This window comes from Helicobacter sp. MIT 05-5293, from assembly GCF_000765665.2.
GTDB lineage: Bacteria > Campylobacterota > Campylobacteria > Campylobacterales > Helicobacteraceae > Helicobacter_C.
On sequence record NZ_JROZ02000001.1, the window covers coordinates 439385 to 455074 of the forward strand.

Here is a 15690-nt window from a genome sequence, read left to right on the forward strand (position 1 = left end):
TGATGAAAGTAGGGATTGTTGATTATCAAGTAGGTAACTTAGGAAGTGTGCAAAATGCGTTTAGTAAGATTGAGCGAGATTCTAAAAAGTCTCTTGATGTGTGTATAGAATCTGATCCTTGCAAGCTTAGATTCTATGATAAGCTTTTATTGCCCGGGGTTGGTGCATTTGGCGATGCAATGAAGCATTTGTATGATTCTCAAATGATAGAGAGTTTGAATGAGTTTGCCCGAAGTGGCAAGGCATTATTAGGAATCTGCTTGGGAATGCAGTTATTGTTTGATAGCAGTGAAGAGTTTGGCTTTCATCAAGGTTTGGGGTTGATTGAAGGCAAGGTCATAGGTTTTGATAAAGCACGAACACAGAATCTTAAAATCCCCCATATGGGTTGGAATCGTTGTATTCTTACACCTCAAGGTAAAGCTAGTGCTTTATTTGAGCAAACCAATGAGCCATATTTCTTTTATTTTGTGCATAGTTTTCACGCAAAGACACAAGAACAATATGTTTTGGCTTATTGTGAATATGGTTATACTTTTCCTGCTATTGTCAATAAAGAGAATATTTTTGGGATTCAAGCACACCCTGAAAAAAGCCATGATATGGGACTTAAACTATTAGAAAATTTTTTAAAATTATGAGATTCTATCATTTGATAAAAGTTTTCTAACAATAATAAAAATATTTAATTGATAAAAATTATTAATAAAGTGTTTGCTTTTGTGTTTCATAATATTTTTTCAAATTTAACAAAAAAGGATCGAATATGAAACATTCATTATTGACTTCTAGTGTAGGAAGACCTATTGGCGATAACCAAAATACACAAAGCGTAGGTGCAAGAGGACCATTACTCCTTCAAGACACATGGTTTTTGGAAAAATTAGCGCATTTTGACCGAGAACGTATTCCTGAACGCGTTGTGCATGCTAAAGGAAGCGGAGCTTATGGAGAACTTACAATCACTAATGACATTAGCTCTTATAGTTGCGCAAAGATTTTTGCTCAAGTAGGAAAGAAAATCCCTTTATTTATTCGATTTTCTACCGTTGCGGGTGAGCGAGGTTCGTCTGATAGCGAACGCGATCCACGCGGATTTGCAGTCAAGTTTTATACTGAAGAGGGAAATTGGGATTTGGTTGGCAATAACACACCGGTATTTTTTATCCGTGATCCTTTAAAATTCCCTGATTTTATTCACACACAAAAACGCGATCCACGCACAAATCTTAAGAATCCTACTGCACAATGGGATTTTTGGAGCTTAACTCCTGAAGCTTTGCATCAAATTACTACATTGATGAGTGATCGTGGGATACCTCGCACTTTTCGTCATATGCACGGATTTGGTAGTCATACTTTCAGCTTTATTAATGCAAAAAATGAGCGATTTTGGGTGAAATTTCACTTTAAAACAATGCAAGGAATTGAGAATCTTTCTGCTAAAGAAGCACAAAGATTAAGTGGAGAAGACCCAGATTCACATCAAAGAGATTTGTATGAGTCAATTCAAAAAGGTGATTTTCCAAAATGGCGATTCTGCGTGCAGATTATGCCTGAATCTGATGCTAAAACTTATCGATTCCACCCCTTTGATGTTACAAAAGTGTGGAGTCATAAGGATTATCCATTGATTGAAGTTGGTATCGTTGAGCTTAATAAAAATCCGGAAAATTATTTTGCCGAAGTAGAGCAAGCTGCTTTTAATCCTGCTAACATCATTCCGGGCATCGGTTATAGCCCCGATCGTTTGTTGCAAGGGCGATTATTTGCTTATGGCGATACACAAAGGTATCGTTTGGGTATCAATCACACTCAACTTCCTGTGAATGCTCCAAAATGTCCATTTGCGACCACGCATCGTGATGGTTTGATGCAAAATGGCGAAGCAGGCAGTAAATTAAACTACAATCCTAGCTCACTTCCGGGATATGCCGATGATGGAGCATTCAAAGAGCCTACACTTGATACGCATAAGTTTCAAGAAAGCTCAATGATTGCGCATTGGGATTATCGTGCTGATGATGCGGATTATTATACACAGCCGCGTGATTTGTATCATCTTATGAGTGAGAAACAAAAAGATGAACTATGCGAAAATATCGCCAATAGTATGGTAGGCGTGCCAAAAGACATTATTGATTTGGCGATTTCTCATTTCCGTAAGGTTGATGAAGATTATGCAAATAGAATCTTGAGATTCTCTAAGTAATATTAATATCGTTGTAGTTTCAAAGCTGCAATGATTTTCTTGATACAAAAACTTGGTAGGTTTTATGTCAAGAATAGTCTTTAATGGGTTTGTTATTTTAGGAAGATTATAATACAGCAAAGTATTTTTTTGCAAGAATAGATAAGGATACAAAATGATAGATTTGGCAATTATTGGTGGAGGTCCAGCTGGATTAAGTGCAGGACTATATGCGACAAGAGGCGGCATTAAAAATGTTGTTTTATTTGAAAAAGGTATGCCCGGTGGGCAAATCACAGGCAGCAGTGAGATTGAAAATTATCCGGGCGTGAAAGATATTGTAAGCGGTATGGAATTTATGGAACCATGGCAAGAGCAATGTTTTCGCTTTGGACTTACGCACAAAATGGCAGAAGTTAGTAAAATCAGCAAAAAAGATGATGTTTTTTATATTCATCAAGCTGATGGCAGTGTCGATGAAGCGAAAGCAGTGATTTTTGCTGCTGGTGGGAGACCTAAGCGTTCAGGTGTCAAAGGAGAAGATGAATATTGGGGTAAAGGTGTGAGCACTTGTGCGACTTGCGATGGATTCTTTTATAAAAATAAAGAAGTCGTTGTGCTTGGTGGCGGTGATACAGCTTTAGAAGAGGCTGTTTATCTAAGCAGAATTTGCTCTAAGGTTTATCTAGTGCATCGAAGAGATACATTTCGTGCCGCACCAAGCACGATTGAACATGTGAAACAAAATGATAAGATTGAGATCATTACTCCTGCAGTTGTAGAAGAAATTAAAGGCGATGCTTCAGGTGTGAATGCTATCGTGATCAAAAAAACCCAATCCGGAGAGATTCTCACGCTTAATGTGTTAGGGATTTTTATCTTTGTCGGATATGATGTGAATACAGGAATTTTAAAACAAGATGATGATTCAATGCTTTGTGAATGTGATGCTTATAATAGTATCAAGGTGGATTTATCAATGAAGACAAATATACCCGGTTTATTTGCTGCGGGTGATGTGCGTATCAATGCACCTAAACAAGTTGTTTGTGCAGCGGGCGATGGGGCTACTGCAGCTTTGCAAGCAATTGCATATCTCGAACATAAATAAGGATTAAAAATGCTAAAGGTTGGTGTTTTTGGAGCGACAGGACGTGTGGGTAAAATGCTTATCGAAGAGATTCTCAATCATCATAAACATTTTGCTTTATCAAGTGTTTATGTGCGTAATGAGCTTCATTATTCACTACCTTCTAGCACAATGGTTACAGATAGCTTGGAAGTATTGCTGCAGTCTAGTGATGTGGTGATTGACTTTTCCTCACCGCAAGCGACTAAATCTTTACTCGAACAAGCTCTTTTGCAACCCAAACCTATTGTGATTGGCACAACGGGGCTTGATTCTTCGATTTATCATTTGATCGAAGAAGCCTCTGTTAAAATGCCTGTTTTGTATGCGACCAATATGAGTAGAGGTGTGGCGATTCTTAATAAAATTGCCGCTTCAGTTGCTGCAATCCTTGAAGAAAGCGATATTGAAATCAGCGAGATTCATCATCGTTATAAGAAAGATTCTCCATCGGGCACAGCACTTACACTTGCGAAAAGCTGTGCAAAAGCTAGGGGACTAAATCTCGATAATATTCGTATCAGTGGTCGAGATGGCAATATTGGCGCGAGAAGTAAAGAAGAAATTGCGGTGATGAGTTTGCGCGGAGGAGATGTCGTAGGGAGACACACGGTGGGATTCTATCTCGATGGTGAATATTTGGAGCTTACGCATAATGCTACTTCTCGCCTTACTTTTGCTAAAGGCGCGTTAGAAGTGGCGAGTTGGTTGGCGCATCAAAAAAATGGTTTATATAGTATTGAAGACGCATTGGGATTACATTAAGAACTTTTTATGTTAGCTTTCTATACAATCACAATTATCTAAGACATAAGGCAAGGATAAATGGAAAGCTGGAATGAAGAGTGTGCTGTTGTAGGGGTATATAATGTCGATAACGCGAGCGTTTTAAGTTATTACGCTCTTTTTGCAATGCAACATCGTGGGCAAGAGGCGAGTGGCATTTCTGCTTCTAACGGAAGCAAAATCACAACAATCAAAAACAATGGATTGGTTACAAAAATTTTCACTGATCGGCGATTAGCAAAATTACAGGGACGCTCGGCTATTGGGCATAATCGTTATTCTACTGCAGGCGAAGATTCTATCAATGATGCACAACCTATATTTGCACGATATGATTTGGGTGAAATTGCCATTGCCCATAATGGTAATCTTACCAATGCTAAGGAAATCCGTGAGGGGCTAATCAAAGAAGGAGCAATCTTTCAAAGCCATCTTGATACTGAAAATCTCATACATCTTATTGCGCGTAGTCAAAAAGAACATCTTAAAGACAGAATCATTGATGCTTTGCATTATGTCGATGGGGCGTATAGTTTTGTTTTCCTTTCGCGTAGCAAGATGTTTGTAGTCCGTGATCGCTATGGTTTGCGACCTTTGAGTTTGGGTAAGATTCATAATGAAGATGGAAGTATAGGATATATGGTCGCAAGTGAGACTTGCGCTTTTGATCTTGCGGGCGTAGAATTTGTGAGGGATATTGAACCCGGTGAGATGTTGATTTTTGATGGAGCTTATAGTTTTCAAAATTCCCAACCTCAAAGTATCAAAGTATTTGAATCTTCCCCTTTTTCTTGTGTGTTTGAATATGTGTATTTTGCGCGCCCTGATAGTAATGTTTTTGGACGCAATGTTTATCAAGCACGCAAACAAATGGGTATTGAGCTAGCAAAAGAGCATCAGATTCAAGCAGATATGGTGATCCCTGTCCCAGATTCTGGAGTGGCTGCTGCGATTGGTTATAGTAAGGAAAGCGGTGTTGATTTTGAGCTAGGAATCATTCGGAATCACTATGTCGGACGCACTTTTATCGAGCCTACTCAAAAAATGCGCGAAATCAAAGTGCGCTTGAAGCTTAATCCTATTAAAGAACTTATCAAGGGTAAAAGTATTATTGTTATTGATGATTCTGTTGTGCGAGGGACAACAAGCAAGCAGATTATCAAAATTTTGCGTCAAGCAGGTGCAAAACAGATTCATTTATTGATAAGCTCTCCTCCTACAATTTCACCTTGTTATTATGGCGTGGATACGCCTGATAAAGAATCGCTGATTTGTGCAAATAAAAGTATCGAAGAGGTGCGGAATTTTATTGGTGCGGATTCTTTAGGATTCTTATCTATAGAAGGCTTGCTTAGAAGCATAGCAGGAGATAAGCAAACATTTTGTAAGGCTTGTTTTGATGGGAAGTATATTGACACATATACGCTTACGCATACTAAAGGGTGCTGATGCGCGTTGTATTAAGTGTAGGGCGATATTTTAAAAAACGATTTGGTTTGCGTGTGCGAAAGATTCCTATTTCATTGCAGGGTTTTACTTGTCCCAATATTGATGGGTTTCTTGCAAAGGGCGGGTGTATTTATTGTGATAATGAGAGTTTCTCGCCAAGTCTTGTGAAGATTGATAAAATTTCTCAAACAAAGATGAATTTTTCACTCCAGCATAATCCTTTGTTAGACAGACAGATTCAGCAACTTGAAGAGCAGTTTCATTGGCACGCAGATTTTCATCAAGAAAAATTTGGCGTAAGCAAGTATATGATTTATTTTCAATCTTATACAAACACCTATGCGCCTTTTGACACACTTAAAACGCTTTATGATAGGGCTTTAAGTCTGCCTAATGTCGTAGGAATGAGTATTGGCACGCGTATTGATAGTGTGCAAGATTCTGTTTTGGAGCTTTTAGGAGAATATGTCAAGCAGGGTAAGGAAATTTGGCTTGAGTATGGTATCCAATCTGTTTATAATGAGACTTTGGCACTTACTAATCGTGCGCATAAGATTGAGGGTGCAAAAGAAATGTTTGAAAAAACTCGTGCCTTAGGTATTAAAGTGTGCGCTCATCTTATATATGGTCTTCCTAAAGAAACGCCCGATATGATGCTTCATTCTTTAGATTCTGTTTTGGAATGGGGGATTGATGGGATTAAAATCCACCCTTTGTATGTTGTTAATGGCACAAGACTTGCCAAAATGTATAAAGAAGGACAATATGAGCCTATCACTATGGAATGCTTTAGTGATTTAATTGTCAAATCTTTGCAAAAAATCCCTCCTGATATTGTGATTCAACGCATTAGTGCAGGGGCTCATGATGATACATTACTTGCACCTAAGTGGTGTTTTGATAAAAATATTCAAATGCGATATTTGAGGGATCGTTTAAGGGAAGTAGGGATTGAATACTAAAGGAGTTTTTTAAGTCTTTGTTTGCCAAACTCTACTGCAGGCTGGTCGTAAGTATTGATTTCAAAGAGATGTCCTACACAAGAGGTTAGAAGCTCAAAGTATGCAATGAGCATACCTACACTTTCTTCGCAAAGATGTGTGATACTGATTTCATCAGTCATAATCCCCTCATATTGTATCGTTTGCATGGTTGCTAATTGTTGTTTGTTAAGCAGGGTTGAGAAACCTTGCCCATTTACAAAATCCGTTGCTTCAAGGTATTTTAAGGAGATATTTGGAATGCGTGGCTCACGGCTATAAGTAGGATTTATACCGAGAAAAGTTACACTTTTGTCCATTATCCCTTGCACGATAAGCTGCAAAAAAGAATGTTGATCAATGCTTCCAATCAGAGCAATAGGAGTTAGACCTGTTTTTTCTCCTTTTGTATTGATTTTGCCAAGACTTTCGCCCCATAGCTGCACATACCAAGCATTAAAATCTTGAAACAAGCTTGAATAAGAAAACAATACATTTATCGGTGTTTGATTCTTGCGAGATGCAAATACTAAGGCTTTTTGCAAGATATGGTCTTCGGAGCGTTTAAAGAATCCTTGCATCATATTTTTTGCCCCATGAAGAAGAGCTTTTGTATCAAATCCGAGAATCCCTAGCGGCAGTATCCCTACAATACTTAAAATTGAAAAACGACCGCCAATGTTTGGGCAGAGTTTAAAATGCGTAAGATTCTCTGATGTTGCCCAATTTTCCAAAGGAGAATCTTGATCGGTGATAATAAGCAAATGTTTTTTGCTTGTTTCATTGCGTAGCAAATCATATTTTTGCAAAATAAATTTGAGCAATGAGGAAGTTTCGATTGTTGTGCCGGATTTAGAAATAACGATAAAGAGACTTTTTTGCATATCAATATTTTGAAGTGCGCAAGTGGTGTAAATGGGGTCAGTGTGTTCTAAAAATATAACTTGCATTGCTTTGCGTGCAGGCAAGTGTTTCAGAAGCGAATCAATTGCTTTAAGCCCTAGAGAACTCCCACCAATACCAACAATAATAAGATGAGAAATATTGCTCAAAAAGTCTTGATGATATTTAAGATAGTCTGCTGTCTCTTCAATCGCATTTTGTTCAAAAGGCAGATGATAATAGCCGCTTTTTTGAGAAAGCTTTTCTTGATAGATTCCCTCAAAAAGCGCATCTTGAAAGGAAGTAAGAGAATCTAGAAGCTCTTTATCAAAATGCAGTTTGAATTCAATCATTGTTTAGACTTAGTGTTGGCATACATATACACTCATATCAATCAAGCGATGAGTATAGCCCATTTCATTGTCATACCATGCAAGCACTTTAGCACTTTTTTCACCCACAACGATGGTTTTATCGGGCACGACAATTGCGCTAAAATTCGATCCGATAAAGTCGCTTGAAACGCGTTGTTCATCATCAACAAGAATTAGCCCCTTCATTGATGTATTCTGTGCGTCATAAAAAGCTTGATTGATAGAATCTTTGCTCACAGCTTTTTTGAGATTCACACTTAAATCCACCAAGCTGACATCGGGCGTAGGGACGCGTATCGCAATACCATTGAGTTTGCCGCTCAAGTGAGGCAATACAAGACCAATCGCTTTTGCTGCGCCTGTGCTTGTTGGAATCATATTAAGTGCTGCTGCGCGTGCGCGTCTTAAATCTTTGTGTTTGACATCAAGGAGATTCTGATCATTAGTATAGCTGTGTATTGTGCTCATTAGACCATCTTCGATACCAAAAGTATCATCAAGCACTTTGGCAATTGGAGCAAGGCAATTTGTCGTGCATGAAGCATTGGATATGACATTTTCACCTTTATAAGCAGTATGATTGACACCATAAACAAAAGTCGGTGTTTGGTCTGCGGGTGCAGAGATGACGACTTTTTTGACATTGCCCTTAAGATGCGCACTTGATTTTTCTGATGAATTAAATTTCCCTGTGCATTCAATGACACATATTGCTTCGCCAAAATCAAGATTGTTTGGATCTCTATCACTCAAGATTCTTACTTTTTGGCTTTTTCCAATGCGCAATGTGTGTTCATCAATTTTTTGCACTTCGCAAGAGCTATGCACAGAATCGTATCGGAGCAAATGCACTAAGGTGTCAATGTTTGTTGTCGTATTGATTGCTACTAATTCCACATCATCGCGTTTGCTTATAATTCTTATTGCGCAAAGCCCAATTCTGCCTGTGCCATTAACTGCCATTTTGAATGCCATAATATTCTCCTTCTCAAATCAAACAATGAAGCTAATATTTTAGCATAAATTAGGTGAATTCGCCTTAGAATCTTGATTTATCTCGTAAATGAATGTAGAATTTCAGATTAGAGTCCTTGTAGCTCAGCTGGATAGAGCACACGATTCCTAATCGTGAGGTCATGCGTTCAAATCGCATCAGGGACACCAAATTCTCATTATGTAATAGATTCTGTATGGTTTGTGTAAATCAGACTGATAGCACAAAACGATCAATCACATACCCTATCCACACAAATGCAATAAACAAACAAGCAATCAATTGGACAGCACTGCCCATATCTTTAGCTTTTTTAGCAAGTGGGTGAATCTCAAGACTTGTAAAATCAATCGCATTTTCAATCGCGGAATTGACTAATTCAGCAATGACAGAAATCACACAAGGTAGGATTAAAAGGATAAGTTCTTGCCAACTTTGTGCTAAGAAACAAGCCACAATACTCAAAATGATACTGATACTGAAAACTTGACGAAATCCCTCTTCTTCTTTCCACGCAGATTTGATGCCGTCAAGCGAGTAGAAAAAGGCATTATAGAGGCGTTTGAAGCCTCTTTTTCCTTTTTTATCGTTGCGTTTAATATCTTCCATTGTATTATTGATTTGCAGACACGATCAATTCGTAATTATCTTTGAGCAAAGCAGGGTTCTGCAAGAAATCATCAATACTAAGGAATTGCACTTCTTGCCCGCCTTTGACTTGGAATATCAAACTAATATCTTTTTTCTCACCTTTTAAAAGCAATACTAGATTATCAGCAAATGTCAGAATCTCCTCTTGATAGGGTAGCTCACCAAGAGCTAAGGTTACACCAAACAATGCTGCAGAGATAGCATTAGCAATATCACGCTCAAATTCTTCTTTTTTATAAGACAAGCCTTGTTTTTCTCGCTCTAACTTAGCGATATTGAAAAGATTTTCGCCTAAGCCTTTGTCTTTGATATGGAGATTGAAGTTTGAAAGTCGATAAAGTGTGTTTTTGTAATTTTCTTGTAGTTCTTCAATGTTTTCTACATCTGCAGCAAGTGCTTTGATATAGAAGTTTTCTACAATGTCTGCAATGTTAGATTCAGAAAATGATGGATCTTTGTAGCTTTCACTCCCACCAAATGTATAAGACGCGTTCCCAGCTTCTAATTCGCAATGTGAATCTTCGTCTAACTGATCTTGATTGGTATTAAGTTTAATTTTACATGACAAAGAGCGGGGGATAAAAGGTGTTGCTAACGCAGTATTTTCGATGATTGCATTATTAGCATTTTGAAGAGCATTGATGTGCATAGCTTTGATTTTTGTATCAATTTGCAATGCAGAACGATCCATGCTGATGATTTCAAATCCAGCATCTTGCATTATGAATTCGATTGGGGTTTGATCTTCACCCAAAACGATTTCTTTACTGAAACAGCTTACATTGATTAAACCGCTACATTCAAAGGGTTTATATGATTTAAGTAAAGGATATTCTTTTGCCATTTTCTCCATTGTTTGATTCAAACTCGTTTGGAGATGTGATTTGATTTCTTTGCTCTTAGAGGACAATATAACCCCTAAACCTACGGCTAAAATAGCCCCTATTACCAATATAATAACAACGATTTTTTTCATTTGTTGATCCTTTTGAATGTGAAAATTAGTAGGAATTATAGAATAAAAATAATAAATTTTGCCAAAGATTCTGTAGAAAATGAGAGAAAGTATCTCTAGCCTAAGGGCTAGAGACTAAAATTATTTTGCAGGTTTTGCTTCGTTGGAGATTTGATCAATTACCTTGAAATTATAAGGTTTGGTATTTTTGTCTAAATCAAGCAATTCTTGTGGAGCAGCACCATTGATTTCTTGATGCTTGTAGTAGCGTTCTCCTGCAGAATGCCCATTCACATCGACTTTATAAGTGATCTCACCCGGATTGAATTTTTGAATATCTTCAAATCCAAGATTCGAAGTCTTAAAGCCTTTGATACCATTTTGATTGGCGATTTCAACGAGTTTAGTTTGACCCATTCTTGCCATTTCAACAGCTTGAAGAAGCATTCGGCTTGCTTCTCGAGGATTGTGGAATCCTGTAGAGTTTTCTGCACCGACAAAATCTCCCCTCATTTGACCTTTTCTGTGGAGTTCTAGTGGTTCGTGAAGAGCTTTTGAAATCTTCGCATCATCAGGTTTTCCATCAGTTTGATACGCAGGAAGTTTGCCTAATTCTTCTCTCATTTTTTTGATGTCAAAAATAAGACTCACTGTCGCATATTCTGCACTTCTTAAGTCAAATGCAACTGATTTTTGAATATCTGCAATTTGCTTTTTGAGATACTCTTCGGGTTGAGTGTGGCAAGTCTTACAAGCTGAATTAATATCAAACAAAGGTGAAGTTACATTGTGTTGAGTGATTTTCTTGCCGCCTGCTCCTTTGATATAAGGCATATGACAATCTGCACAGCTCACACCATTAGCTGCATGCACACCACCGCTGAAAAGCTCAAATTCTGGGTGTTGAATTTTAATCATTGATGCTTTTGTTTCTTTATGTGTCCAATCTTGTTCGAATATTGCTCTTGCATTATCGTAATGTTCATCAAACATTTCGATTCTGAATGGTTGATCTTTTTTCCAAGCACTCCAAGGGAAAACTAAATCAATACCATCGACCTCGATTTCAGTCGCTTTATTGCCATCTCTCCAATGTTCAAATTCGTCATAGGTTTTTTGTGTGCCATTCCACCATTTTTGACTTGGGTCTGATGCAATGGTTTCTCCCATGACTTTTACCTTTGAGCCAGTAGGTTTAAAGTAATATTCGACATGGCATTGTGCGCACACTAGAGTTCGCATTTCTTTTCTGTCTGCTTTAATTCCTTGAGAATCGTCTTTTTGATAACCTCTATTGACAAGTGCATTGATCAATGCGGGGCGCACGATTCTTAAACTCATATCATCAGGATTATGACAATCTGCACAAGTTACACCCATTCTTTTGCCGCCATGAGGACCACCATGTGCTTCAGAACCTTCTTCGATACCATTTCTTGTGGGGACATTTTTGATCATTGTCCAATATTTTGTGCTGTTAAAGGCTACAAAATCATCTTTGGCGACATTTTTGATAAGCCAAGGTGTCCAGCCACTATGACAATTCATACATGCTGCAGGTTGTCCGCCAAATTTTGCAAATCCATGAGCGTTGAGGAAATCTTTGTTGTTTCGTGCAGTATCCATTTGATCTACTTGAATCCAAAAATGCCCTCTTTCTTCATTTGCGTCAATACTGAAAGGATAGCCTGCCCATAAGATTGTAAGCTGTGGATAACGAATGAGCTTTGAATAGGACAGATTCCCTCCAAAATTTGTGTATTTTGGTTGTTCTGTTTCGACTTTGAGATACATATCAAGATATTCTGGAAAATTTTTACCCCAAAAGTCAAATGTTGGATTCTCATCAGTGAGTTCAACAAGCTGTTTAGAGATCACCCCTGTATTGTTTGCTTGTTTTGATGAAATATCCCGATTGAGCCATATAAGACCCACGATAACGATTATAGCTACAACAGTGAGTATAGGTAGCGTTCCTGATTTTTTCTGCATTATTTCCTCCTTATTTTCTAGAATCCTCGTTTGTGTCCTACACCCTCATGACATGATACGCAACTCAAAGCATTGTTATGTCCGGGTATTGTTGTGGGATTAACCGCATTTTGTGCATAGTCGATATGACATCGCACGCAGTTTTCTTGCACCATTTCTTTACTTTTTTGATTAGCATTCAAATTTGTCGGTAGAGAATCTAAGTTAAAAGTAAAAGCGTAGGCATGTCCAACACCACTTTGAGCTTTTGCAATCCATTTTGATACAAAACTACTAGGCAAATGGCAATCATTACAAGTCGCGCGTGGGTGTCCCGCAATTTTTTGAGAGTGGGGAGCACTAAGATAGTCGTGATACACCTCGTTCATTATATGGCAGTTATTACACGCTTCTGAATTATTGCTAAAGTAGGATATGCCCTTAGCATTATAAAATGTATAGCATAATCCCACAATGATTACAATCACAAGAATCGTGAAAACGCTTGATAGAACGGAGGACGACTTTTGCTGTCTGCTCTTTCTCAATAAACCCTCCTTAATTTGTTGTTGCCGAGTGAGAAACTTTAAGAATACACTCGATAGAATTTTACCCATTTTTTCATAAAAGTTTTTTTGATTTATATCAAATACAATCATAAAATGAGAAAGTATTTATTTGTAAATTATTATATAGGAGATTTGTGTGTTTGTGTATCAAAGCTCGGAAAGTCTTACATTTGCAAATCAACCTGTATTTTTTGCTGTTACTGATCGTTTCGGAGGAGTGAGCAACAAGCCTTTTGATACACTTAATCTCGCTTATCATGTGAATGATGATAAGACTTTGGTTGATATTAATCGTAAGCGTGTTTTGCAAGAAATATCTTTATGCTCTCAATCTCGCTCACCTCTTGCTTCATTATATTATTTGACGCAGATTCATAGTAATAGAAGCATTGTTTTAGATCAGATGCTTGCAGAATCTCTCCCTCATGCAGATAGTATTCATTTAGGCGAAGCTGATGCGATTATTACTGCACTTCCACAACGACTTTGTATGGTAATGGTGGCAGATTGTAATCCTATCTTGCTTTATGATACTTTTCATCATATTTTGGCAGTCGTGCATGCAGGTCGTTTAGGGGTATTTGAGGAAATTATCCCCCATACTTTGGAGCAAATGTCTGCACTTTATCACACGCAAGCTAAAGATATTTTAATGTATATAGGTCCTTCTATACGAGCGTGTTGTTATGAAGTAGGCGAAGATGTGAAAAAAGAAGCATTCAAAAAGGGATTTGGGGCTATGATTAATGATACTTCCCGACTTGATTTGATAGCGTGTCTTAAACAGCAATACAAACAATTAGGGGTAGCCGATGCTCAAGTTGAGATTGATCCCCGTTGTTCGTGTTGTTCGCCAATGTTGTATTCTTATCGGAGAGAATCTCACACAGGTCGATTTGCACTTATCGCAATGCTTCAGCAGCATTGATTAGAATCGCAATTTAGCCCAAAGCACAAGTTATTTTGACTTATAGAATCTATAATCGTGCAATATAATGTTTCCATATACCTTTTTTAAATACTATACTAAAGATTGCACCGCGGATAAAAGTTTCGGCACAAATGATGGCAAAAATTAATTCTGCATTGAGATTGAATCTTGTGCAAAGCCACATTGGTAAAATACGCAGAATCCAAATGCTTAGGGTGTTTATCCATAGCGAAAGCTTTGTCGCTCCACACCCTCGCAATGCTCCATCAAGGACAAAAATAGCAATCAAAGGTATTTGTGAGATTCCCACAGCAAGTAAATAATAAAATGAATATCGGATAACTGCAGAATCTTCGCTAAAGATTTGGGATAATTCTACGCCAAATATACAAAGTAATATACCCAAGATTCCCATTGTGATGCATGAAAGCCATAAAATAGTTTTAACAAACGATTCTGCTAAGTCTATGCGTTTAGCCCCAAGCATTTGCCCTACTAAAGCCATTGCTGCGACTTGAAAGCCAAAGCCGGGCATAAGGATAAAGCTCTCTACTCTTGAGCCGATTTGAAAGCCTGTGATGACTTCTAAACCATAATCTGCCATAAATTTTGTAATAAGTGTCAAAGACAAAATTGTGAATCCTCGTTCAAGCCCAGAGGGTATGCCGATTTTGAGTGCATTTTTGAGGAAGTTTTGAGAAAAACAAAAGCGTAACTGCAAGTGTTTATGGAATCTGCACAAGATGACCCCTAGAATCAATGTCTCAAAATAGGTGATTATCATATTGCTCATTCCAGCACCCACGATTCCGTATTGAGCAATGCCTAAAGTAGGGTAACCAAAAATCAAAAGATAGTTCAAAAAGATATTTAATAGCGTAGCAAAAATTTTAATATAAAATGCTGTCTTTGTGTCCCCAGTAGCTGAAAGTGCAGAAATAAAAATCGTCTTTAAAAATAAAGCAGGAATACCACAAAGAATCCATTTGAGATAGAGCATACCAAGTTCTTTGGTCGTCTCTCCCAAGTCCATCCAATCAAAAAAACTCTCACTCAAAAAACGAGCAAGAAGATAAATGGGTAAAGAACACACCAAGACACCCAGCGTCATCGTGCCAAGAATCTTGTTTGCCTTAGAAATATTTTTTTCTCCAAAAGCTCTTGAAATTTGTGCGTTTGTGCCAATATAAGCAATTGTTGTCAAGGCAAATAAAAACATCCAAAAATTCATTCCTAGCCCTAAGGCTGCTAAGTGTTCTTTAGCTGTTTGTGGGTCAGATGAAATTTGTGAAATGAAATACATTCCTATAGCGATATTAAGAATATCAAGTAGAGAGTTTCCGCCTGCAGGAAGGGCAATTTTTAGGATTTTTCTACTTTTTTGAGAAAAACTATAAGAACTCATTTGTAAAACTTTTTGGATTGAATTTTGAGGTTATGATATTTTTTGCAAGATTCAAAGCCTTATGCTAATGTCGGAAATGCAAGCTTGCCGCCACCAAGTATATGAAAATGCAAATGAGGCACTTCTTGCCCACCATCATCGCCGATATTGGTAATGACACGATACCCACTTTTATCAAGCCCCACATGTTTGGCGACTTCTTGCGTAAAAGCACAAAGTTCTCCTAAAAGCGTAGGAGAGGCAAGATGAAAATCTTTAACACAAATTTTAGGAATTGCCAAAATATGCACAGGAGCTTTCGGATTAATATCATAAAAAGCAAGAAAAGAATCGTTTTCAAGCACTTTTTTGCAAGGAATCTCACCCGCAACAATTTTTTCAAAAATTGTCATCATTCTCTCCTTTAGATTTTAGTCATCAAAA

General features: G+C 37.7%; 15 protein-coding genes and 1 tRNA gene. 8 read left to right on the forward strand and 8 right to left on the reverse strand.

Annotated features, from left to right (window positions below; all coding sequences use genetic code 11):
• The first annotated feature begins 2 nt into the window (after window positions 1–2).
• The 6 genes from hisH (at window position 3) to LS68_RS02265 (ending at window position 6517) form a co-directional block, all read left to right on the forward strand.
• Entirely contained in the window at window positions 3–641 is a 639-nt protein-coding gene (gene hisH, locus LS68_RS02240) for an imidazole glycerol phosphate synthase subunit HisH (RefSeq protein WP_034369896.1), read from the forward strand.
• Window positions 642–766: 125 nt separating this feature from the next.
• Window positions 767–2212: a catalase gene (locus tag LS68_RS02245; RefSeq protein ID WP_034369894.1), complete on the forward strand. Its 1446-nt coding sequence runs from the start codon at window positions 767–769 to the stop codon at window positions 2210–2212.
• Between the two features lie 154 nt (window positions 2213–2366).
• Window positions 2367–3302, forward strand: coding sequence for a thioredoxin-disulfide reductase (gene trxB / locus LS68_RS02250; RefSeq protein WP_034369893.1), 936 nt, complete (start codon window positions 2367–2369; stop codon window positions 3300–3302).
• A gap of 9 nt (window positions 3303–3311) precedes the next feature.
• Complete coding sequence (dapB, locus tag LS68_RS02255) at window positions 3312–4085, forward strand: 4-hydroxy-tetrahydrodipicolinate reductase (RefSeq protein ID WP_034369891.1); 774 nt, start codon at window positions 3312–3314, stop codon at window positions 4083–4085.
• 60 nt (window positions 4086–4145) lie between these two features.
• Window positions 4146–5555 carry an amidophosphoribosyltransferase gene (purF, locus tag LS68_RS02260; protein WP_034369889.1) on the forward strand — a complete coding sequence of 470 codons (1410 nt, stop codon included), beginning with the start codon at window positions 4146–4148 and terminating at the stop codon, window positions 5553–5555.
• The gene (locus tag LS68_RS02265) at window positions 5555–6517 is read left to right on the forward strand and encodes a TIGR01212 family radical SAM protein (protein ID WP_034369887.1); all 963 of its coding nucleotides are present in this window, start codon (window positions 5555–5557) and stop codon (window positions 6515–6517) included. Before purF ends, LS68_RS02265 begins: the two co-directional genes overlap by 1 nt.
• Here the strand turns inward: LS68_RS02265 and LS68_RS02270 are convergent.
• The gene (locus LS68_RS02270) at window positions 6514–7770 is read right to left on the reverse strand and encodes a glucose-6-phosphate isomerase (RefSeq protein ID WP_034369885.1); all 1257 of its coding nucleotides are present in this window, start codon (window positions 7768–7770) and stop codon (window positions 6514–6516) included. The genes LS68_RS02265 and LS68_RS02270 overlap by 4 nt on opposite strands.
• 9 nt (window positions 7771–7779) lie before the next feature.
• The gene (gap, locus tag LS68_RS02275) at window positions 7780–8766 is read right to left on the reverse strand and encodes a type I glyceraldehyde-3-phosphate dehydrogenase (RefSeq protein WP_034369882.1); all 987 of its coding nucleotides are present in this window, start codon (window positions 8764–8766) and stop codon (window positions 7780–7782) included.
• A 112-nt stretch (window positions 8767–8878) separates the two neighbouring features.
• Here gap and LS68_RS02280 point away from each other — a divergent pair.
• Window positions 8879–8955, forward strand: a tRNA-Arg gene (locus tag LS68_RS02280).
• Between the two features lie 40 nt (window positions 8956–8995).
• Here the strand turns inward: LS68_RS02280 and LS68_RS02285 are convergent.
• From LS68_RS02285 to nrfH, 4 genes are all read right to left on the reverse strand, one after another.
• Complete coding sequence (locus LS68_RS02285; RefSeq protein WP_034369881.1) at window positions 8996–9394, reverse strand: diacylglycerol kinase; 399 nt, start codon at window positions 9392–9394, stop codon at window positions 8996–8998.
• A gap of 4 nt (window positions 9395–9398) precedes the next feature.
• A complete protein-coding gene (locus LS68_RS02290; RefSeq protein WP_034369879.1) occupies window positions 9399–10412 on the reverse strand; it encodes a hypothetical protein in 1014 nt (337 codons plus the stop codon).
• A 120-nt stretch (window positions 10413–10532) separates the two neighbouring features.
• Window positions 10533–12383 carry an ammonia-forming cytochrome c nitrite reductase subunit c552 gene (locus LS68_RS02295; RefSeq protein WP_034369876.1) on the reverse strand — a complete coding sequence of 617 codons (1851 nt, stop codon included), beginning with the start codon at window positions 12381–12383 and terminating at the stop codon, window positions 10533–10535.
• A gap of 17 nt (window positions 12384–12400) precedes the next feature.
• Window positions 12401–12910 carry a cytochrome c nitrite reductase small subunit gene (nrfH, locus tag LS68_RS02300; RefSeq protein WP_034369874.1) on the reverse strand — a complete coding sequence of 170 codons (510 nt, stop codon included), beginning with the start codon at window positions 12908–12910 and terminating at the stop codon, window positions 12401–12403.
• A 157-nt stretch (window positions 12911–13067) separates the two neighbouring features.
• On the opposite strand from nrfH, the gene pgeF reads away from it, so the two are divergent.
• Window positions 13068–13859 carry a peptidoglycan editing factor PgeF gene (pgeF, locus tag LS68_RS02305; RefSeq protein ID WP_034369872.1) on the forward strand — a complete coding sequence of 264 codons (792 nt, stop codon included), beginning with the start codon at window positions 13068–13070 and terminating at the stop codon, window positions 13857–13859.
• Window positions 13860–13908: 49 nt separating this feature from the next.
• On the opposite strand, the gene LS68_RS02310 is transcribed toward pgeF, so the two are convergent.
• Together LS68_RS02310 and LS68_RS02315 are read right to left on the reverse strand one after the other, a co-directional pair.
• A complete protein-coding gene (locus LS68_RS02310) occupies window positions 13909–15267 on the reverse strand; it encodes an MATE family efflux transporter (RefSeq protein WP_034369870.1) in 1359 nt (452 codons plus the stop codon).
• 59 nt (window positions 15268–15326) lie between these two features.
• On the reverse strand, window positions 15327–15659 hold the full coding sequence (locus LS68_RS02315; RefSeq protein ID WP_199741462.1) for a histidine triad nucleotide-binding protein: 333 nt from the start codon (window positions 15657–15659) through the stop codon (window positions 15327–15329).
• Window positions 15660–15690 lie beyond the last annotated feature (31 nt).